Consider the following 19,100-nt stretch of genomic DNA (forward strand, 5'->3'; position numbering starts at 1 on the left):
TGGGTCGAAAACGACCGGCGCGCTGTCGCATATTCTCGGGACAACCAGCCGCTGATTCTTCATTCTGCCGCTCAGGCAGGGAGACCCACTATGAATCAACATTACCGCGACACCCGCAAAATCGACCCGTCCAGGGGCGAGACACTTGGCGACGGTACTCCGAATGAAAATGACCGGATTGAAATCGGTCCGACCCAGCTGGCCTTTGCAGAATGGGAGGCCGCGGGTCTGGTCCTTCCCGATCTGGCCCGCATGCGCGAGCACCGTTGGAAGCGCCTGACGCAGGCCATCGTGGATCGTGGCTATGGCGGGTTGCTGATGTTTGACCCGCTCAACATTCGCTACGCCACCGACAGCACCAATATGCAGCTGTGGAACACCCACAACCCGTTCCGCGCGGTGCTGCTGTGTGCCGACGGCTACATGGTTATCTGGGACTATAAAAACTCACCCTTCCTGTCGACATTCAACCCGCTGGTGCGCGAACAGCGCTCGGGCGCGGACCTGTTCTATTTCGACCGGGGCGACAAGGTCGACGTGGCAGCCGATGTCTTCTCGAACGAAGTGCGGGTTCTGATCGAAGAGCATAGCGGCGGCAACAAACGTCTGGCGGTTGACAAGATCATGCTGCACGGCCTGCGCGCGCTTGAGGCGCAAGGGTTCGAGATCATGGAGGGCGAAGAGGTCACCGAAAAGACCCGCGCCATCAAAGGCCCGGACGAAATTCTGGCCATGCGCTGCGCCAGCCACGCCTGCGAAACCGCCGTTGCCGAGATGGAGAAGTTCGCCCGCGCCAATGTGGGTGACGGCAAGACGTCCGAAGATGACATCTGGGCCGTTCTGCACGCTGAAAACATCCGCCGCGGTGGTGAGTGGATCGAAACCCGCCTGCTGGCCTCGGGTCAGCGCACTAACCCGTGGTTTCAGGAATGCGGTCCACGGATCACGCAACAAAATGAGATCATTGCCTTTGATACCGACCTGATCGGCTCATACGGGATCTGCATCGACATCTCGCGCACCTGGTGGATCGGGGATCAGAAGCCCCGCGCCGATATGGTCTATGCCATGCAGCACGCGCATGAACATATCATGGCTAACATGGAGATGCTGAAACCCGGCGTTACCATCCCCGAACTGACCGCCAATGCGCATAAGCTGGACGACAAGTTTCAGGCGCAGAAATATGGCTGCCTGATGCACGGTGTTGGTCTGTGTGATGAATGGCCGCTGGTCGCCTACCCGGATCAGGCGGTTGCGGGATCGTACGACTATGCGCTGGAACCCGGCATGGTTTTGTGTGTCGAAGCCGCCGTCGGCGAGGTTGGCGGCGACTTCTCGATTAAGCTGGAAGATCAGGTTCTGATCACCGAGGATGGGTATGAGAACCTCACCACCTATCCATTCGACCCGCAACTTATGGGTCAGGAATAAGCGGCCTAGTCCGGCCAGGTTGAACGCCGGACATTCCCGTGCCAGTCTTCGGATGGAATGGCAGCCTCGATTTCGGTCGGGGCTGCCATTTTCCATTCATGCCCCAGGGCAAAGCCAAGCACTCCGGTCAGGGCAATGATGATCAGCAGATCAGGGCGGAAAACAACGCCACGCGGGGCGGATGCGGTATGGGACATTGGGGCCTCCTTGGCTTGTCAGGTGTGATAACGACAAGATGGGGCCTGAATTAAAATAATTAAAACGAATATTTGAGTGTGTATTCATCACCAAATTTGAACATTTATACTCGCGGTCTCATTGATTAAAATGTGTAGTTTCCACTCACCTTCCCGTGACGCATCCTACATTGGGGTTGAGCAACCAGCCGGAAATAAACACTATTACACTCATCCCGACACGTAAGGAATGGCTATGCCCACCGAACGCATTACTTTTGCCGGTCACGACGGCAACCAACTGGCTGCGCGCCTTGATCTGCCGGATGGGCCGGTTCTGTCTACTGCGTTGTTTGCGCACTGCTTTACCTGCTCCAAGGATATTCCTGCCGCCCGCCGGGTCGCTGCGCGACTGGCAGCGATGGGCATTGCGGTGCTGCGGTTTGACTTTACCGGGTTGGGTCATTCGGGGGGTGAGTTTGCCAACACTACCTTTACGTCAAATGTCGATGACCTGATTGCCGCTGCACAGTATCTGGCAGGCCGCGACATGGCCCCGTCGCTGCTGATCGGCCACTCGCTGGGCGGAGCTGCCGTTTTGCGCGCACGCGCGGGCATCCCCAGCGTAAAGGCCGTGGTGACATTGGGTGCGCCCGCCGATCCCGGTCACGTGTCGCACCATTTCACGGATGCACTGCCCGAGATCGAGCAGGAGGGCTCGGCCGAGGTGATGCTGGGCGGTCGTCCCTTCCGCATCGGCAAGGCTTTTGTCGACGATATCTCGGAATCCGCCCTGACACCTGCGATTGCCGATCTCAAGGCTGCGCTTCTGATCCTGCATGCACCACGTGATGAGACCGTCAGCATCGACAATGCCAGCACGATCTTTCTGGCCGCCAAGCATCCCAAAAGCTTTGTGACACTGGACGACGCCGATCATCTGATCACGCGCGCCGCAGACGCGGAATATGCGGCGGATGTGATTGCGGCCTGGGTCGGGCGCTATATCCCTCTGTGCCCTCCGGCCCCGCCTCCGGGCGCACCCGAAGGTGTCGTGCGCGTGACCGAGGCGGATGCGGCAGGGTTCCTGCAGGATATTCAATCCGGCCCCCGTCACCACGCGGTTGCGGATGAACCTGAATCCTACGGCGGCACGGACAAAGGTATGTCGCCTTATGGGTTCGTCTCTTCGGGACTGGGCGCGTGCACATCAATGACGATCCGCATGTATGCCCGGCGCAAAAGATGGCCGCTGACCGGTGTTACCGTGGATGTCTGCCACAACAAGGTCCACGCGCAGGATGCTGGCCTTGTCGGCGAGGGCAAAATCGACCAGTTCCGACGCAAGATACGCCTTGAGGGTCCGCTGGATCAGGAACAGCGGGACCGGCTGTTGGAAATCGCCGACAAATGCCCGGTTCACAAAACGCTTGAGGGATCTGCCCATATCACAACCGAGCTGTTGACCTGACCCCTTACCGGCGCGGGCGTCCTGCCGGGCGATGGATCGGCGGACGCGCCGCCGGGGGTCGGGCGACCGGAGGACGTGGTCGTGCGGGCGGTTTCGCTACCGGCGGTTTTGGCCGCGCGGGCGGCTTGCCCACAGGGGGATTTGGCCGCGCCGGGGGGCGTCCTTCGGGTGGTCTGGGACGCACCGGGCGGTCCACGTCAATATCCACGTCGACATCGTGGTAATAGTCGTTCCACAGCATCGAGTCGTAGAACGGATCATACCCGTACCCGACACCCACCGTGACACCGTCACAGGCCGTCAAAGAAAAGCTTGCCGCACCAAGGCCCAAAGTAAGCACCAGACGTTTGATAGGTTTGGTTACCATCTGCATGTTTCCTTACCGCTGGGCCCGAAACGACGTGAAAACGTCATTCAGAACATCGACATACGCCGGATCGGCCCCTTCGCGCAGGATGGCGACCACCACTGCGACGCGGTTATTGGGAAGGTCGATAACCGTGGCGGTAAAGTTGATCCCGCGCCCGTCACGCGTACCGGTGCCACGGATCACCTTGGCAGGCAGTCCCCCGATGCGCGTGTCCGACGTACCCGTCACAGTCGGTTCCTGAACAAGGAACTTGTCGATATCGCCGAGATACCGCAGCCCGCCCTCGATCGACGCGACCCCTGCGGGCGAAACGAATCCCATCCAGACATTGTCATCCGTGACCGGTTTGATCCCCATGACCCGCGCCACCGCGCGCAGATCGCCAAGCTCTGTATCCTCAATCTCACGCGGGCCGCCTGTGCGCACCGCCCAGAAGTCCGGAACCGCAAAGCTGAAAAGCACACGGCCTGCATCTGTATAAGTGACCGGCGTCTCAGCCAAGGCGGGTGCGGTTGCACCAATCCAAAGCGCCGCGCAGGACGCCAGGGTTGGGCCAGATAAAATACGCATATCTCAATAACCTGATGATTTGTTTGACATCAGATTGCCCGGTTTGGGTCAGTGTTGTCCAGTATCTCATTCATCTTGCAACAAAAAACCCGCGCCGGGATCGCTCCGGGCGCGGGTTTGTCTGAACAGAATTATCGGAAATCAGGTCCGGGCGTCACCGATCAGTTTCCAGACTGCAGGGATCAGCAGCGCGGCCAGAGCCAGCTTGATCGCATCCCCCAGCAGGAACGGTGTCAGACCCCATTCCAGGATCGGTTTGTCCCAGCCATACAGCTGACCCAGCCACAGCAGGCCGGGGACATAGATCAAAACGTTTGCCAGAACCAGCGCCAGCGCCAATTTGCCAACCGAACGGTCCCAGCCACGCGCTGCCAGCGCACCCAGCAGGACAGTTGCCATCAGGTAACCCACCAGGTAACCGCCGGTGCCGCCCATCATGTAGGTCAGGCCAAATTTCTCGGCCGAAGAGCCCGCGAACACGTCAAAGCCCAGCGCGCCGACCAACAGGTAGCCCAGCATCGTCACCAGACCAAGGCGTGCACCATAGGCTGTGCCGATGGTCAGAACGGCAAAGGTGCCCATCGTAATCGGAACAGGCCACATCGGCACTTTGATCTTCGCAGCAACGGCCAGAACAACAATGCCCAGTGCGACCAGAGCCGCTTGCTTGACGCGCAGTGCAGTGCCCTCGCGCGGGCCAAAGGCGTTGGCCAGTACGTTTGCATTCATTTTCACTTCTCCCCATTCGGAACGGAATTTTGTGAAAGCAATGCCCTTTAAGGGCACTCACTTCAAGTTGATTACGCTATCTTAGAACAAATTCCGTGTCCATTTCATAGGATTTACGCGGCCCCGAGACGATCCAGCGCACGCTCCAGCGGGGCCAGCCCGAGAAATCATACTCGGCATCATAGCTGTCGGGGGCGCAATCATGATAGTCAGTGGCCCGATCCGTTCCCAGTTTCAGGCCGTGAAAGTAGCGCCCATCGTCAAAGTAAACCGCGATCCGATCCCCCGCGCCGCGCCACAGGTAGCGTCGGGTGCCCTTCATCTCGGCCTGTCCGGGGATGCGCAGGATGACCTCTTCGTCATAGATCAACCCATCGTCCGTGCGGTGCAGATGAGCGACCCCATCGGCCTGCACAACCTGCCCTGCCCGCGCGTCGCGTATGGTGCGTGTCAGGGACCAGCGTCCTTCGAAATCTGACAGGGTTTGCGGCAGGGTCATTCCGTAAACGCACCGTCTGTTCGAGCACCCTGATTGTCTATGAACCGGATGACATCGCCCGATCGCTGCACATCATAGCAAGCCCACAGCGACGATGGCGGCCAGACCGAGCAATACTGCTCCCCCCGCACCGCCCAACGTCCGGCGCTTGGACCGCCCGAGAAATAGTCGGTCACCCCTGAGGCATCAAATGTCTGCCAGACATCCGCGCCATAACCCAGCTTGCGCCCGGTCAACGCCTGCTGAATCTCATCCCCGCTCAGCGGTCGAAACTCTTCCGCTGCCAGAAAACCGGGGAAAAGCGCTAAAATCAGGGCAAACCGTCTCATATGCACACTCACACCTTGTTCCTGTGGCGGGTCAGGTTTAAACCGCGCCGCATCGATCTCTGCCAAATCACAATAAGGTGCCGCCGCCAATGATTCCACGTTATTCCCGCCCCGAGATGGTTGCCATCTGGTCGCCCGAAAGCAAGTTCCGCATCTGGTACGAGATTGAGGCCCATGCCTGCGACGCGATGGCCGATCTGGGCGTGATCCCGCGCGAAAACGCTGAGGCCGTGTGGAAGGCCAAGGATGTGGAATTCGACGTGGCGCGTATTGATGAGATCGAGGCCGTCACCAAGCACGACGTCATCGCCTTTCTGACCCATCTGGCTGAGCATGTCGGCAGCGAAGAGGCGCGCTTTGTCCATCAGGGCATGACTTCATCGGACGTGCTGGACACCTGCCTGAATGTGCAATTGACCCGTGCCGCCGACCTGCTGATCTCCGATCTCGAAGGTCTGCTGGCCGCCCTGAAACGCCGCGCGATCGAACACAAGGATACTGTTCGCATCGGCCGCAGCCACGGCATCCACGCCGAGCCCACCACCATGGGCCTGACCTTCGCCCGTTTTTACGCCGAGATGGACCGCAACCTGTCCCGCATGCGCGACGCGCGGGCCGAAATTGCCACTGGCGCAATCAGCGGCGCGGTTGGCACCTTCGCCAATATCGATCCCGCGGTTGAAGAGCATGTTTGCGACAAGCTGGGGCTGGTGCCCGAGCCGATCAGCACGCAGGTCATCCCGCGCGACCGTCACGCGGCCTTCTTTGCGACGCTGGGCGTGATCGCCAGCAGCATCGAAAACATCGCCATCGAAATCCGCCATATGCAACGGACCGAGGTGCTGGAAGGGGCCGAGTTCTTCTCGATGGGTCAAAAGGGCTCGTCGGCCATGCCGCACAAGAAGAACCCGGTGCTGACCGAGAACCTGACCGGTCTGGCGCGCATGGTGCGTGCGGCGGTAATCCCGGCGATGGAGAACGTGGCGCTGTGGCACGAACGTGATATCTCGCATTCCTCGGTGGAACGCATGATTGGGCCGGACGCCACGATCACTCTGGATTTTGCGCTGGCCCGTCTCACCGGTGTGATCGACAAGATGTTGATCTTCCCCGAAAACATGCTTGAAAACATGAATAAATTCCCTGGTCTGGTCATGAGCCAGCGGGTGCTTCTGGCGCTGACCCAAGCCGGTGTCAGCCGCGAGGATGCGTACGCCATGGTTCAGCGTAACGCGCTGAAGGTCTGGGAACACCGCACCGATTTTAAAGAAGAGCTGCTGGCCGACGCCGATGTCACCGCCGCCCTCAGCCCCGAAGAAATCGAAGAGAAATTCGACCTTGGCTATCACACCAAACATGTCGACACGATCTTTGCCCGCGTCTTCGGCGAGTAACCCGAGCGACCGCCCCGGCCCTTCGCAAAGATTTTTCGTCGAAAAATCTTGGGCCGGGTGCGAAACCCGCGCGAAAGAAACAGAAAAGACGAAAATTTTTCCTACTTGTGAATAAAAGCGAGCCTGCGGTTGTTAGCTTTTTATCGGATCACGCTATGCTTGGTCTAAGCAGCCCAGAGAACGGAGTAGGAAAATGCGTCTCGTACTAGCTTCTGCCATTGCCCTTCAGGCCCTTGTCTTCACCCCGGCCGTCTATGCCGCAGGCGGCGGTGGCAGCACCGCCCCGAAGCCAACCAATACAACCAAGAAATGCCTGTTTGGCCGCGTTTATGACAAAGAGGCCGGGCGGTGCGTCAAGCCGGACAAAACCAACTTTTCCCAAGACGAACTCTATGAGGCCGTCCGCGAGCTGGCCTATGACGGACAGCTTGAGAACGCGCAGAACATTCTGCGTATCATGGATCAGGACGACGATCGCGTTCTGACCTATTGGGGCTTTACCTACCGCAAAATGGGTGAGCTTGAGCTGGCGAATGTCTTCTACAACAACGCCATCGAAGCCAACCCCGACAACATCCTTGCCCGCAGCTATATGGGTCAGGGTTTCGTGACCGAGGGCAAAACCGATCTGGCCATCGAACAATGGCGCGAGATCAAGGCCCGCGGTGGAGAAGGCACTTGGGCCGAGGCGTCGCTGCGCGAGGCTATCCGCACCGGGCTGACCTTTAACTACTAAGCTTCAGCCTTTCTTTACCCGACTCTCCGTAATCTGCCTGTGGAACAGAACTTTGGCACCACAGGCAGATGCAGGACACACATTCATTGGTACAGGTGGCACCGGGGGCAGCTCCGGTACACGATCTCAAAGACGACGCCCCCCGTGTCGTACCCCGCGCGCTCAGCAATCGGCAAAAGGCTGCGGTCGTTGTCCGGCTGTTGCTGAACGAAGGCGCTGACATCCCACTGGAAGAACTGCCTGACGAGCTGCAGGAAAAATTGACCCATCAACTGGGGCAGATGGGGCTGGTCGATCGGATTACGCTGGACGCCGTGGCCCATGAATTTGCCGAGGCGCTGGATGGAATCGGGCTGTCTTTTCCCCATGGTCTTGCCGGGGCGCTGGATGCGGTGGATGGCAAGATCGCACCCGCCACAGCCGCGCGGTTGCGCAAGGTGGCCGGTGTGCGGCAAATCGGTGATCCTTGGCAACGACTGCGCGATATCCCCGCCGAAGATCTGGCCGCGATGGCTCAGGCCGAAAGCACCGAAATTGCTGCCGTCATGCTGTCGAAACTGGACACCGCCAAGGCGGCTGAGCTTTTGGGGCATCTGCCCGGCCCCATCGCGCGCCGGATCACCTATGCCGTTTCCAAAACCGCCAATGTCACGCCCGAAGCCGTGGAACGGATTGGCTGGTCCTTGGCTGCGCAACTGGACCAAAGGCCCTCGCTTGCCTTTGCCGATGGGCCCGGTGCGCGGCTTGGATCGATCCTGAATCAATCCGCCGCCTCGACCCGCGACGGTGTTCTGTCTGCGCTGGACGAAGAGGATTCGGATTTCGCCAGCGTCGTGCGCCGCTCGATCTTTACCTATGCGCATATTCCGGCTCGGATTTTGCCGCGCGACGTCCCGGCAATTCTGCGCGGTGTGGATCAGGCGGATCTGGTGACGGCCTTGGCGGGCTCATCGGCCGAGGATGATCAGGCCGCGACGGAATTCCTGCTGTCCAACATGTCCACCCGCATGGCCGACAATTTGCGGGAAGAGATCGGCGAGCGCGGTAAGGTCAAACAATCAGACGCCGAAGCCGCCATGACGCTGATCGTCGGGGCCATTCGCCCCCTTGTAGATGACGGAACCATCACGCTGGTCGACGAAGACGCGGAAGACTGACATACCATTGGAGCGCTTGTGATCGGGGAATGCGCCTTGTATGTCTGGCCTCCGAACATCAACAGCCTGTGAGACCAGATCATGCCCGTCGAAAAGTCGGAGCTCAGCCGCGGGGCGCTTCGGAAATACTATGTCACCGGCCTGTTTCTGAAGGGCGTGATCGGGGCGATGCGCCTGTTGCCCTATGAACGTCGGATCGCTGCGATGGGGGCTATTGTGCGCTCTCTTGCGCCATTGGTCGGCTTTACCGAGCGCGTGCGCAAGAACCTGAAACTGACCTGCCCCGAATTGTCCGATGCTGAGGTCAAGCGCATCTGCCGCGATGTCCCCGACAATGCGGGGCGCGCGATCATGGAGCATTTCTCGCCCGAAGGGTTCACGGAACGTCAAAGCACGGCCAAGGTCTCAGGCCCGGGCATCGCAGCATTTGATGCCGCTTTGGCAGAAGGACGCCCGGTGATGATGATCACCGCCCATTTCGGGCATTACCTGGCCGCCCGGATCGCCCTGCAAGCCCGCAGCGGCCAGCCCATCGGTTGCCTGTACCGTCGCATGGCCAACCCCTATTTCAACGACGCCTATGTCGAGGCGTTCTACAAAACCGGCGCACCCATGTTCGAACAGGGGCGCCGCGGCATGGTGGAAATGGTCCGGTCCCTGAAAAAGGGCGGCATTATTGCCATCGTGTCAGACCTGCATGCCCATGGCGGGGAAGAGCTGACCTTTTTCGGCAAACCCGCCGTCACCTCGGTTCTGAATGCCGAACTGGCGATCAAGTACAATGCGGTCCTGATCCCCTGCTATGCGGTGCGTCAGCCCAACGGCATCGATTTTGAGATCGTTCTGCATGACCCGGTGGAGCATACCGATCCCAAAACCATGACCCAATTCACAAATGATGATCTTGAGGCCATGGTTCGGCAGCATATGGGTCAGTGGTTCTGGATTCACCGCCGGTGGAAGGCATGGAACGGGCTGGGGGTTCAGCCCGAGGATATGCCCTGATCACTTGACCTTAGTGGCGGCAACAATCGGGCCATGCCCGACCTTTTGCACCAGAACAACAGCTGGCAGGTCCGAGTTGAGCTCGGCAGAAAACGCTTGCGGAGCAGCGCCGTCCCACTGCCCTGCCACCTGCCAGGATTCGACGACATTAGCATAGTCCAACTCATGCCCCGCCAGCTCGCCCCGGCGGATCGAGGCATGGCGCATGGGCGAATACTGAACCACGCGCACTTCGAATGTCGCCCCCTCAGGCAGCTCAACCGGCGTGACCTCAACCGTCACCTCGTTGCCAGAGCGTGAGGCCGTGACCTCGGCCTCGGGGGCCGCAGTCAGATGGGCATCAATGATACGTTCAAGCTCTTGCGATTGCGCGCCGACCACGTCTTGCTGACCATTGATCACCATCTGTGGCGTATAGATCATCGACCGCCCGCCCTGCCGCGCATAGGCGCGTTGGCGCTGGGTATGAGAGGGTTTGGCGTATTCATCCTCCCACCCGATATAGTCCCAATAATCCACATGCAGGGCCAGTCCGATCACATCGTCACGCTTGGCCAATTCGTGCATAAGCTTGTCCGCTGGCGGGCAGGATGAACACCCTTGTGACGTAAACAGCTCGATCACCACGGGATCACTTTCTGCTGCTACCGGGGCAGTCAGGGCAAGAGAAAGCGCAGTTGCGATGGCGGCGGATCTGATCATGTGTGACCTCGGGCTGATAACTTTTCTGTCTGAAACCTATAAGATGCCTGAATGGTGTAACCGCTTTCCGCTTCACCCACCAATCAAGGTTTCTTGAGACTTTATGTTACTTGCTCTTGATTTGTATACTTTTGCATACAAATCAAGAGCAAGGCACCTTAACCTTGAACCAACCGCAATCATGCGACAGAAAACTCATAGCGAATCCCAACATCCAAGTATTTGAGAGGGAGGCCAGTACATGCCCATTAAAGTTGGACAGGACACCGCCAAGACACGCCGCAGCCTGAGCGTGAATGGCAAATCCATTTCCTATTATTCCATCCCCGCCGCGCAAGAGGCCGGTCTGGGCGATTTCTCACGCCTGCCCGCCGCGCTGAAAGTGGTGCTGGAGAACATGCTCAGGTTCGAGGATGACGGCTTTTCCGTTTCCGTCGATGACATCAAGGCGTTTGGGGAATGGGCCAACAATGGCGGCAAGAACCCGCGTGAGATCGCCTATCGCCCTGCCCGGGTGTTGATGCAGGATTTCACCGGTGTTCCGGCGGTGGTCGACCTAGCCGCGATGCGCGACGGGATCAAGGGCCTTGGAGGTGATGCGCAAAAGATCAACCCGCTGAACCCTGTGGACTTGGTCATCGACCATTCAGTCATGATTGACGAATTCGGCAACCCGCGCGCGTTTCAGATGAACGTGGATCGCGAATACGAACGCAATATGGAACGCTACCAGTTCCTGAAATGGGGCCAGTCGGCCTTTAACAACTTCCGCGTTGTGCCCCCCGGCACTGGCATCTGCCATCAGGTGAACCTTGAGTATCTGGCCCAAACCGTCTGGACAGATACTGACCAGAACGGGGATGAGGTCGCCTATCCCGACACGCTGGTCGGCACTGACAGCCACACCACCATGGTGAACGGCATGGCGGTTCTGGGCTGGGGCGTCGGCGGGATCGAGGCCGAGGCCGCGATGCTGGGTCAGCCGATCTCGATGCTGATCCCCGAGGTTGTGGGCTTTGAACTGACCGGCGCGATGGTCGAGGGCACCACCGGCACCGATCTGGTGCTGAAGGTCGTTGAAATGCTGCGCGAAAAGGGCGTGGTCGGCAAGTTCGTCGAGTTTTATGGCGAAGGTCTGGACCGTCTGCCCTTGGCCGACCGGGCGACCATTGCGAATATGGCCCCCGAATATGGGGCGACCTGTGGCTTCTTCCCGATCGATGGCGAAACCCTGCGCTACATGCGCAATACCGGCCGGGATGAGGATCGTCTGGCACTGGTCGAAGCCTACGCCAAGGAAAACGGGTTCTGGCGCGATGAGAACTATGCGCCGATCTACACCGACACGCTGACGCTGGATATGGGCACCATCGTACCTGCCATCTCGGGGCCGAAACGTCCGCAGGATTATGTGGCGCTGACCAACGCCAAAGCGGCCTTTACCCGCGAAATGGCCGAGACGTTCAAACGCCCCATGGGCAAGCAGGTTGAGGTCAAAGGCGAAGAATACGGCATGGAATCGGGCAAGGTCGTGATCGCCTCGATCACCTCCTGCACCAATACCTCGAACCCTTATGTGATGATCGGCGCTGGCTTGGTCGCGAAAAAGGCGCATGAGCTGGGGCTGAACCGCCAGCCCTGGGTCAAGACCTCGCTCGCGCCCGGTTCACAGGTGGTGTCGGAATATCTTGAGGCCGCTGGCCTGCAACAGCATCTGGATGCCATTGGCTTCAACCTTGTGGGCTATGGCTGCACCACCTGTATCGGCAACTCAGGCCCCATCCAGAAGGAAATCAGCGAGGCGATTTCCGAAGGCGATCTGGTCGCCACCTCGGTTCTGTCGGGCAACCGCAACTTTGAGGGCCGGATTTCGCCCGATGTGCGCGCCAACTATCTGGCCTCACCGCCGCTGGTGGTCGTCTATGCGCTGGCAGGCACGATGGATATCGACCTGACCTCGGAACCGATTGGTCAGGACAAGGACGGCAATGACGTCTTCATGAAAGACATCTGGCCCACGCAAAGCGAGATTGCCGAACTGGTGCAGCAAACCGTCACCCGCGAGGCGTTCCAGTCGAAATATGCCGATGTCTTCAAGGGTGATGAGAAATGGCAGGACGTCGAAGTTCCGCAACAGGAGACTTATAACTGGCCGCCGACCTCGACCTATATCCAGAACCCACCCTATTTTCAGGGCATGGGGCCGGAACCGGGGACAATCTCGAATATCGACGGGGCCAAGGTTCTGTTGATTCTGGGGGATATGGTGACGACCGACCACATCTCACCTGCGGGGTCGTTTGCCACGCAAACGCCTGCGGGGCAGTACTTGATCGACCGACAGGTGCAGCCGCGCGAGTTCAATTCCTATGGGTCGCGCCGCGGCAATCACGAGGTCATGATGCGCGGCACTTTCGCCAATATCCGCATCAAGAACGAGATTCTGGACGGCGTCGAAGGCGGCTATACCAAGGGCCCGGACGGGCAGCAGACCTCGGTCTACGAGGCGTCGATGGCCTATCAGGAACAGGGTACCCCGCTGGTTGTCTTTGGCGGTGAGCAATATGGCGCGGGATCGTCCCGGGACTGGGCGGCCAAGGGCACCGCGCTGCTGGGCGTGAAAGCCGTGATCGCCGAAAGCTTTGAGCGTATTCACCGATCAAACCTGGTGGGCATGGGGGTCATTCCGCTGGAATTCACAGGGGGCGACAGCCGCAAGTCACTGGGTCTGACCGGGGATGAGACGGTTTCGATCCACGGTCTGGACAGTGTGGAACCCTTGCAAGAGGTGCCCTGCACGATCACCTATTCGGATGGGCGCGAGGCAAACATCACCCTCAAGTGCCGCATCGATACAGCGCCCGAGATCGAATACATCGAGAACGGCGGCGTGCTGCAATACGTGCTACGCAACCTTGCCAAGGCTGGCTGACGAAAAAGCCACAACTTACAAAGCTTTCACAAACCCCGCCTCTGGCGGGGTTTTCTTGTTCCGGATGCTCATCTTATAGGTGATTCACATCTCAAAAAGATAATTGAAAAGGGTACGTCTAATGGCACTTTCAACAGAGCAGCAAATGCTGGTCGAGCAACGCCTGACCAACGAAAAGAAATCAACCGTGGTCGCCTATCTGCTGTGGTTCTTTCTGGGCGGTTTTGGCGCGCACCGTTTTTATCTTGGCCGCACAGGCACCGCCGTCGCGATGCTGCTGATGTTCATCATCGGCTGGGCCACGGTCGCGTTTCTGGTTGGTTTGGTTCTGCTGATCCCTCTGGGCATCTGGATGCTGGTCGACGCCTTCCTGATCCCCGGCATGATTGCTCAGGATGACAGTGCGAAACGCACATTGATCGCCAACGAGGTTGCTGCGAACACCATCGCCAAATGAAACAGGCATCGGGTTTGATTAAAGCCCGGCACCTGTTTGATCGAAAACGCAAAAGGACGCCCAAGCGGCGTCCTTTTTTGTTGCGCAGCTCTGCCGCGCGCTTTGTGGCATTTGAGGGATGTGAAACCCGGCGTCAGTTGCCAGCCGCCTTTTCCAATGCGGGGCGGATCGTGCTTTCGATCACGCGCTGGGTGATCGGCCCGGCAAAGCGCAGGATGATCGTTCCCTCGCCGTCCACAACATAGGTCTCGGGCACACCGTAGAGGCCCCAGTCCAGCGCCATGCGGCCCTGCTCATCCCGGCCGATAGCAGCGTAGGGGTCACCCAGCTCCGTCAGAAAGGATTCGGCATTGCCCAGCGGGTCTTTATAGTTGATGCCGTAGACCGGGATGCCCTCATCCGAAAGGGCCTCAAGGTTGGGATGTTCCGCGCGGCACGGGGCGCACCAGCTGGCCCAGTAGTTGACCAGCTTGACCTCACCATCGCGCAGGGTTGCATCGTCAAACAGCGCCTTGCCCGGGAACTCCGTCAGAACAACGGGCGGTGCCGGTTGGCCCTGACGGGCTGAAGGCAAGGCATCAGGGTCGTCGCGAAACATGCCAATGCCAGCCAGTACGGCAAACGCGCCAAAGATCAGCGGCGGCGCCAGCATCAGGGGCGAGATCTTAGCCATTGCGCGTCATCCTTTGTTCGACCTTCTCCATCTCGGCCCGGACCTTGCGGCCGCGCATCACGCTGAGTGCGACCAGCGCAACCAGCAAGCCGATCGAGACCACATAGGACCACATGACCGTGTCGGCATACTTTCCCAGGTCAGGTATCATCCGTTCACCCTTTCCCGCGCCAGCAACGCCTGAATCCGGCGTGCGCGAATTTCTGTGCCCGTGCGATACAGGACCAATGCGATGAACAGCAGGACAAACCCGATCATGCACAGCAGCAGCGGATAGAAATAGATATTGCTGACCTTTTCCTCGGTATCCGCACCGGTGACAGCCGCAGCGCGCATCACGGACGCGCCCTGATGCAGGCCCTGATTCCAGAAATTCACCGCATAGCGGCTGAGGATCGCAAAGACCGACCCCACCAGACAGAGGACCGAGGTCAGATCAGCCGCCGTATCGGGGTCTTCGATCGCTTCCCACAGGGCGACATAGCCCAGGTAAAACAGGAATAGGATCAGGAATGAAGTCAGACGCGGGTCCCAGGCCCACCAAGTGCCCCACATCGGCTGCCCCCAGATCGCCCCGGTGGCCAGCGCGATCAGCGTCATGACGATACCAATCGGCGCGGCGGCCCGCGCGGCCAGCGCGCTGACATGGTGGCGACGCACCAGCCAGACCAGCGAGGTCGCCAGCATCATCAGCCAGCAATTGATCGCCATCAGCGCCGCAGGAACGTGCAGGTATATGATCTTGACGGTCGAGCCCTGTTTGTAGTCGTCCGGCGTGAAGAAGAACCCCCAGACCAGACCGACAACGATGCAGGCGATTGATGTGATCCAGAAAAACGGCATCACACGTTCGCTGGTCGCAAGGAACTTGCGCGGGTTGGCATATTCCCAGAGGGCGTTGGCTTTGGCTGCGATAGACATGTGTTTTATCTAGTCCGAGTCGGGTGTGTTCTCAATTGACCTTGGTCAAAGTCTGAGCACGTCACCGAAGGTTGATGCGTAAAACGGCGGCGCTGGCAAAAGGCAGTAATGCAATTGTCGCAGCAGTGATCCCAGCCAGCATGAGCAGCGGGGTCTGAGTCTCCATCCCCGTGGCGCCACGGCGGGCCACTTCGGCACCGAAGATCAGCGTGGGGACATAAAGCGGTAGGACCAGCAGCGATAGCAGCAAGCCGCCGCGTTTCAAGCCGACGGTCAGGGCGGCACCGAATGTGCCGATGACGCTCATCGCCGGGGTGCCGATCAGCAGCGAGATCACCAGCCAGAAAAACCCCGGCACCGGCAGGTTCAGCAGCACGCCAAGGAACGGCGCGGCCAGAACCAGAGGTAGGCCGGTGGTCAGCCAATGGGCCAGCGCCTTGACCGAGACCACAGCCTCCAACGGCAAAGGCGCGGTGGCTAACAAGTCCAGCGAGCCATCCTCCCAATCCAGCGCCAGCAGGCGGTCCAGCGACAATAGGCAGGCCAGCAGCGCGCCCAGCCACAGGATACCCGGTGCAATGGTCGACAGCAGTGAGGATTGCGGCCCCACGGAAAAGGGCACCAGCACGGTGACGATCAGAAAGAACGCCAGCCCAAGGCCAAAGCCCCCGCCTGCGCGGAGGGCCAGTTTCAGGTCCCGCATCAAAAGGGCGATCACAGGAAGCCTCCGTCGAAATCTTCGATAGGTTTGGGTTTGGCCTTGTTGGGCCCCACGTCCAGCACCTCGCCATCCAGACCAAGGTCAATATGGGTGGCGATCAGGGCTGACCCGCCCTGCCCCAGATGGGCGCGCACCGCGTCGGCAAACATCTGCACGGCGTTTTTGTCCAGCGAAACGGTGGGTTCGTCCAGCATCCAGATCGGTCGCCCCGTCACCAGCATCCGCGCCAGCCCCAGCCGCCGTTTCTGCCCTGCCGACAGGTTGCCCGCATGGCGGTCGGCCAGATCATTCAGGGCAAAAGCGTCCAGCGCGGGTTGAATGCCCTGTGTGCCAAAGACCGAGGCCCAGAAGCTCAGGTTTTCAACCACCGTAAGCGTGGGCTTCAACCCGTCGGAATGAGAGGCATAGGCGATCTGATCCTCGGCCCCTTCGATCTGCCCGGTCATGGGCGGCTGAAGCCCGGCCAAAGTCCGCAGCAAGGTGGTTTTGCCAATCCCGTTGGGCCCGCGCAGGATCAGTGCCTTGCCCGGATGCAGCGTAAAGCTCAGGCCCTCAAGGACGGGAACGCCACCCCGGGTGATGGCCAGATCGGTCACAGTCAAAGTCATGGGACCCGCTTATCTGATTGCTGTCAGGGGCAAAAGGCGAGATTTGCCGCAGGGTGTTTGGTGTTGTTCACTTGGATAGTGAGGGAGCGAGGGGCCAGCCCCTCGCGCTCCCCGGGATATTTTTGGACAGATGAAGAGGATCCTTTAGACAGGGATCAGGGCAAGCGCGACGCGGCGGCCTTCGGAAAGCAACACGTTATAGGTACGACAGGCGGCCGGGGAGTTCATGATTTCCACCCCCAGCCCTGCCCCTTCGAGCGCGGTGCGCAGGTCGGCGGGGATATGCCCAATTGCCTCACCGGTGCCGATAAACAGGACATCCACCGCATCCGACAGAGCCAGCAAAGGGGCGGTGTCAGCATATCCGCCCCAATCCGATGTTCCGGCGGGGCCGGTCAGGACGGGTCCGTGATAGACCTGCCCACCAATGCGGAAAAAGCCGGGGCCATAGCCGTCGACCGGGGCGGAGTTGTTGTATGAGATTTCATTCAGGCGCATGGGGTTTTCTAGCCCCAAAGGGGCAGGCCCGACAAGGCCGCAACCGCAATCGCCAGATAGGCTGCGCCGCGATAGAGCCGCTCGTACTCGGGCCGGAACAGCCAGCCGCCGATCCAGTTGCCCAACAGATTCGGAAGTGCAAGCGCCAAACCCAGCGCAACTGCGGGCCAGGTAACTCGGCCCATACCCGTTAGGTAACCAAGAAGAAGGAAATCGAATACGAACAGGAACAGCAGGATCGTGGCGCGGATCGTTTCGACCGGCAGAGGCCGCGACATATAGAACAGGATCACCGCCGGTCCCGGCAGGCCCGCGACACCACCCAGAAACCCGGCCGCCGCCCCGATACCCGCAACCATCGCGCGACCGACATGGCCGTGATAGCGCAGACCAAGGATCAGCACGGCCAGCATGAAGATCGCCAATAGGCTGACCGCGTAACGGAACACTTCGGGCTGCACCATTGTCAGCAGCCATAGCCCGACCGGCAGCATGACCCCGCATCCGATGGCCAGCCGGGTCAGGTCCCCCCTGTCCACGGCACGCCAAGCTCTGCGCAGGTTCGGCAGCGGGCCGAATATGTCCATGATGGTCAGGCCGATCAACGCACCGAAGGGCCCGAGATAGGGTGTCGCGATGGGCAGAAATATCAGCGCGGTACCAAAGCCCGAGAAGCCGCGCACCACTCCGCCAAGAAAGGCCGCGAAAAGGATAACGGCCAGCCCCGTGGGGGACTGGCCGAATAACTCAGGCGTCGATATTGGCAAACTGATTGCCCGACGTGTTCGACGGCTTGGACCAGTCGCGCTTGACCCCAAGCCACAACAGGATGGTCGAGGCCACAAAGACCGACGAATAGGTCCCCACGATCACGCCCCAGATCATCGCGAAGACGAAGCCGCGGATCACATCCCCGCCCAGAACATAGAGCGAGATCAGCGCCAGCAGCGTGGTGACCGAGGTCATAACCGTCCGGCTGAGGGTTTCATTGATCGAGATGTTCAGAACCTCTTTCAGGTCCTTCTTTTTGTACTTCCGCAGGTTCTCGCGCACCCGGTCGAAGACAACCACCGTGTCGTTCAGCGAATAGCCCACGATAGTCAGCAAGGCCGCGATGATGGCCAGATCGAAGCGGATTTGCAGTTCCGAGAAGATGCCGATGGTCAGAATCACGTCATGCACAAGGGCCGCAACCGCCCCCAGCGCAAACTGCCATTCGAACCGCAGCCAGATATAGACAAGCACCGCACCGATAGCCAAGGCCACGGCGATGACCGCTGTCTGGATCAACTCCCCTGACACTTTGGGGCCTACAGATTCCACGGACACGAATTGAATGTCCGGCACCACGCCCTGCAAGGCGGCTTCGACTGCGGTAATGGTCGCGGCTTCGACTGCCTCGGCATCGGCCTGCGCCTGAATGCGGATCATGGCGACGTTTTCATCTTCGCCAAAGGTGGGATCGAAAATCTCGGTGATCGTGACATCGCCCAGCTCTAGCGGAGCGATGGCGTCGCGGTAGACGCCGATGTCGATCTCTTGCGCGGATTGGGTCCGGATGGTGGTCCCGCCCCGGAAATCGATGCCAAAGTTCAGGCCCTGCAACATGAAGGACGTGAAGGCAATCACCATCATCAGGCCGGAGATACCCAGCCAGACCTTCCAGCGGCTGAAGAAATCGAACGAGGTGTTCTGGGGGACAAGTTTCAGTCTCATGA

At 59.6% G+C, this 19,100-nt stretch carries 23 protein-coding genes; 8 read left to right on the top strand and 15 right to left on the bottom strand.

Annotated elements, in window-relative coordinates; translation table 11 throughout:
- The first annotated feature begins 90 nt into the window (after positions 1-90).
- Positions 91-1,434, top strand: coding sequence for a dimethylsulfonioproprionate lyase DddP (dddP, locus tag ACR0J5_RS07685; protein ID WP_480651988.1), 1,344 nt, complete (start codon positions 91-93; stop codon positions 1,432-1,434).
- Positions 1,435-1,439: 5 nt separating this feature from the next.
- Here dddP and ACR0J5_RS07690 read toward each other — a convergent pair whose 3' ends face one another.
- Positions 1,440-1,631, bottom strand: a complete 192-nt coding sequence (locus ACR0J5_RS07690; RefSeq protein WP_480651990.1) for a hypothetical protein — start codon at positions 1,629-1,631, stop codon at positions 1,440-1,442.
- 235 nt (positions 1,632-1,866) lie between these two features.
- Here ACR0J5_RS07690 and ACR0J5_RS07695 point away from each other — a divergent pair, with 235 nt between their 5' ends.
- The gene (locus tag ACR0J5_RS07695; RefSeq protein ID WP_480651992.1) at positions 1,867-3,081 is read left to right on the top strand and encodes a bifunctional alpha/beta hydrolase/OsmC family protein; all 1,215 of its coding nucleotides are present in this window, start codon (positions 1,867-1,869) and stop codon (positions 3,079-3,081) included.
- Between the two features lie 4 nt (positions 3,082-3,085).
- Here ACR0J5_RS07695 and ACR0J5_RS07700 read toward each other — a convergent pair whose 3' ends face one another.
- The 5 genes from ACR0J5_RS07700 to ACR0J5_RS07720 form a co-directional block, all read right to left on the bottom strand.
- Positions 3,086-3,448, bottom strand: a complete 363-nt coding sequence (locus ACR0J5_RS07700) for a hypothetical protein (protein ID WP_480651994.1) — start codon at positions 3,446-3,448, stop codon at positions 3,086-3,088.
- A gap of 12 nt (positions 3,449-3,460) precedes the next feature.
- A complete protein-coding gene (locus ACR0J5_RS07705; RefSeq protein ID WP_480651996.1) occupies positions 3,461-4,021 on the bottom strand; it encodes a hypothetical protein in 561 nt (186 codons plus the stop codon).
- 141 nt (positions 4,022-4,162) lie between these two features.
- Positions 4,163-4,750 carry a biotin transporter BioY gene (locus ACR0J5_RS07710; protein WP_480651998.1) on the bottom strand — a complete coding sequence of 196 codons (588 nt, stop codon included), beginning with the start codon at positions 4,748-4,750 and terminating at the stop codon, positions 4,163-4,165.
- A gap of 76 nt (positions 4,751-4,826) precedes the next feature.
- Positions 4,827-5,249, bottom strand: a complete 423-nt coding sequence (locus tag ACR0J5_RS07715; RefSeq protein ID WP_480652000.1) for a DUF6314 family protein — start codon at positions 5,247-5,249, stop codon at positions 4,827-4,829.
- A complete protein-coding gene (locus ACR0J5_RS07720; protein ID WP_480652002.1) occupies positions 5,246-5,578 on the bottom strand; it encodes a hypothetical protein in 333 nt (110 codons plus the stop codon). Before ACR0J5_RS07720 ends, ACR0J5_RS07715 begins: the two co-directional genes overlap by 4 nt.
- Positions 5,579-5,667: 89 nt before the next feature.
- On the opposite strand from ACR0J5_RS07720, the gene purB reads away from it, so the two are divergent.
- From purB to ACR0J5_RS07740, 4 genes are all read left to right on the top strand, one after another.
- The gene (gene purB, locus ACR0J5_RS07725; RefSeq protein ID WP_480652004.1) at positions 5,668-6,972 is read left to right on the top strand and encodes an adenylosuccinate lyase; all 1,305 of its coding nucleotides are present in this window, start codon (positions 5,668-5,670) and stop codon (positions 6,970-6,972) included.
- 193 nt (positions 6,973-7,165) lie between these two features.
- On the top strand, positions 7,166-7,708 hold the full coding sequence (locus tag ACR0J5_RS07730; RefSeq protein ID WP_480652006.1) for a tetratricopeptide repeat protein: 543 nt from the start codon (positions 7,166-7,168) through the stop codon (positions 7,706-7,708).
- 68 nt (positions 7,709-7,776) lie between these two features.
- Positions 7,777-8,865: a flagellar motor switch protein FliG gene (locus ACR0J5_RS07735; RefSeq protein ID WP_480652008.1), complete on the top strand. Its 1,089-nt coding sequence runs from the start codon at positions 7,777-7,779 to the stop codon at positions 8,863-8,865.
- An 81-nt stretch (positions 8,866-8,946) separates the two neighbouring features.
- Entirely contained in the window at positions 8,947-9,870 is a 924-nt protein-coding gene (locus ACR0J5_RS07740) for a lysophospholipid acyltransferase family protein (RefSeq protein WP_480652010.1), read from the top strand.
- Here ACR0J5_RS07740 and ACR0J5_RS07745 read toward each other — a convergent pair whose 3' ends face one another.
- Positions 9,871-10,572, bottom strand: coding sequence for a DUF1223 domain-containing protein (locus ACR0J5_RS07745; protein ID WP_480652013.1), 702 nt, complete (start codon positions 10,570-10,572; stop codon positions 9,871-9,873).
- 241 nt (positions 10,573-10,813) lie between these two features.
- Between ACR0J5_RS07745 and acnA the strand changes: the two genes are divergently transcribed.
- Complete coding sequence (gene acnA / locus ACR0J5_RS07750) at positions 10,814-13,504, top strand: aconitate hydratase AcnA (RefSeq protein WP_480652015.1); 2,691 nt, start codon at positions 10,814-10,816, stop codon at positions 13,502-13,504.
- A gap of 121 nt (positions 13,505-13,625) precedes the next feature.
- Complete coding sequence (locus tag ACR0J5_RS07755; protein WP_480652016.1) at positions 13,626-13,961, top strand: TM2 domain-containing protein; 336 nt, start codon at positions 13,626-13,628, stop codon at positions 13,959-13,961.
- A gap of 133 nt (positions 13,962-14,094) precedes the next feature.
- Here ACR0J5_RS07755 and ACR0J5_RS07760 read toward each other — a convergent pair whose 3' ends face one another.
- From ACR0J5_RS07760 to secF, 8 genes are all read right to left on the bottom strand, one after another.
- Entirely contained in the window at positions 14,095-14,634 is a 540-nt protein-coding gene (locus tag ACR0J5_RS07760; protein WP_480652018.1) for a DsbE family thiol:disulfide interchange protein, read from the bottom strand.
- Positions 14,627-14,785, bottom strand: a complete 159-nt coding sequence (gene ccmD / locus ACR0J5_RS07765; protein ID WP_480652020.1) for a heme exporter protein CcmD — start codon at positions 14,783-14,785, stop codon at positions 14,627-14,629. The genes ACR0J5_RS07760 and ccmD overlap by 8 nt, the downstream gene beginning before the upstream one ends.
- Positions 14,782-15,555 (bottom strand): heme ABC transporter permease, encoded by a 774-nt coding sequence (locus tag ACR0J5_RS07770; protein ID WP_480652022.1) that lies wholly within the window; start codon positions 15,553-15,555, stop codon positions 14,782-14,784. Before ACR0J5_RS07770 ends, ccmD begins: the two co-directional genes overlap by 4 nt.
- Positions 15,556-15,616: 61 nt before the next feature.
- A complete protein-coding gene (gene ccmB, locus ACR0J5_RS07775) occupies positions 15,617-16,273 on the bottom strand; it encodes a heme exporter protein CcmB (protein ID WP_480652024.1) in 657 nt (218 codons plus the stop codon).
- Positions 16,270-16,884, bottom strand: coding sequence for a heme ABC exporter ATP-binding protein CcmA (gene ccmA / locus ACR0J5_RS07780; RefSeq protein WP_480652026.1), 615 nt, complete (start codon positions 16,882-16,884; stop codon positions 16,270-16,272). Before ccmA ends, ccmB begins: the two co-directional genes overlap by 4 nt.
- Before the next feature lie 144 nt (positions 16,885-17,028).
- Complete coding sequence (locus ACR0J5_RS07785; RefSeq protein ID WP_480652028.1) at positions 17,029-17,382, bottom strand: Mth938-like domain-containing protein; 354 nt, start codon at positions 17,380-17,382, stop codon at positions 17,029-17,031.
- An 8-nt stretch (positions 17,383-17,390) separates the two neighbouring features.
- Positions 17,391-18,149 carry a TSUP family transporter gene (locus ACR0J5_RS07790; RefSeq protein WP_480652030.1) on the bottom strand — a complete coding sequence of 253 codons (759 nt, stop codon included), beginning with the start codon at positions 18,147-18,149 and terminating at the stop codon, positions 17,391-17,393.
- On the bottom strand, positions 18,130-19,098 hold the full coding sequence (gene secF, locus ACR0J5_RS07795; protein ID WP_480652032.1) for a protein translocase subunit SecF: 969 nt from the start codon (positions 19,096-19,098) through the stop codon (positions 18,130-18,132). Before secF ends, ACR0J5_RS07790 begins: the two co-directional genes overlap by 20 nt.
- Positions 19,099-19,100: the final 2 nt, after the last annotated feature.

This window comes from Ruegeria sp. BE1, assembly GCF_056538885.1.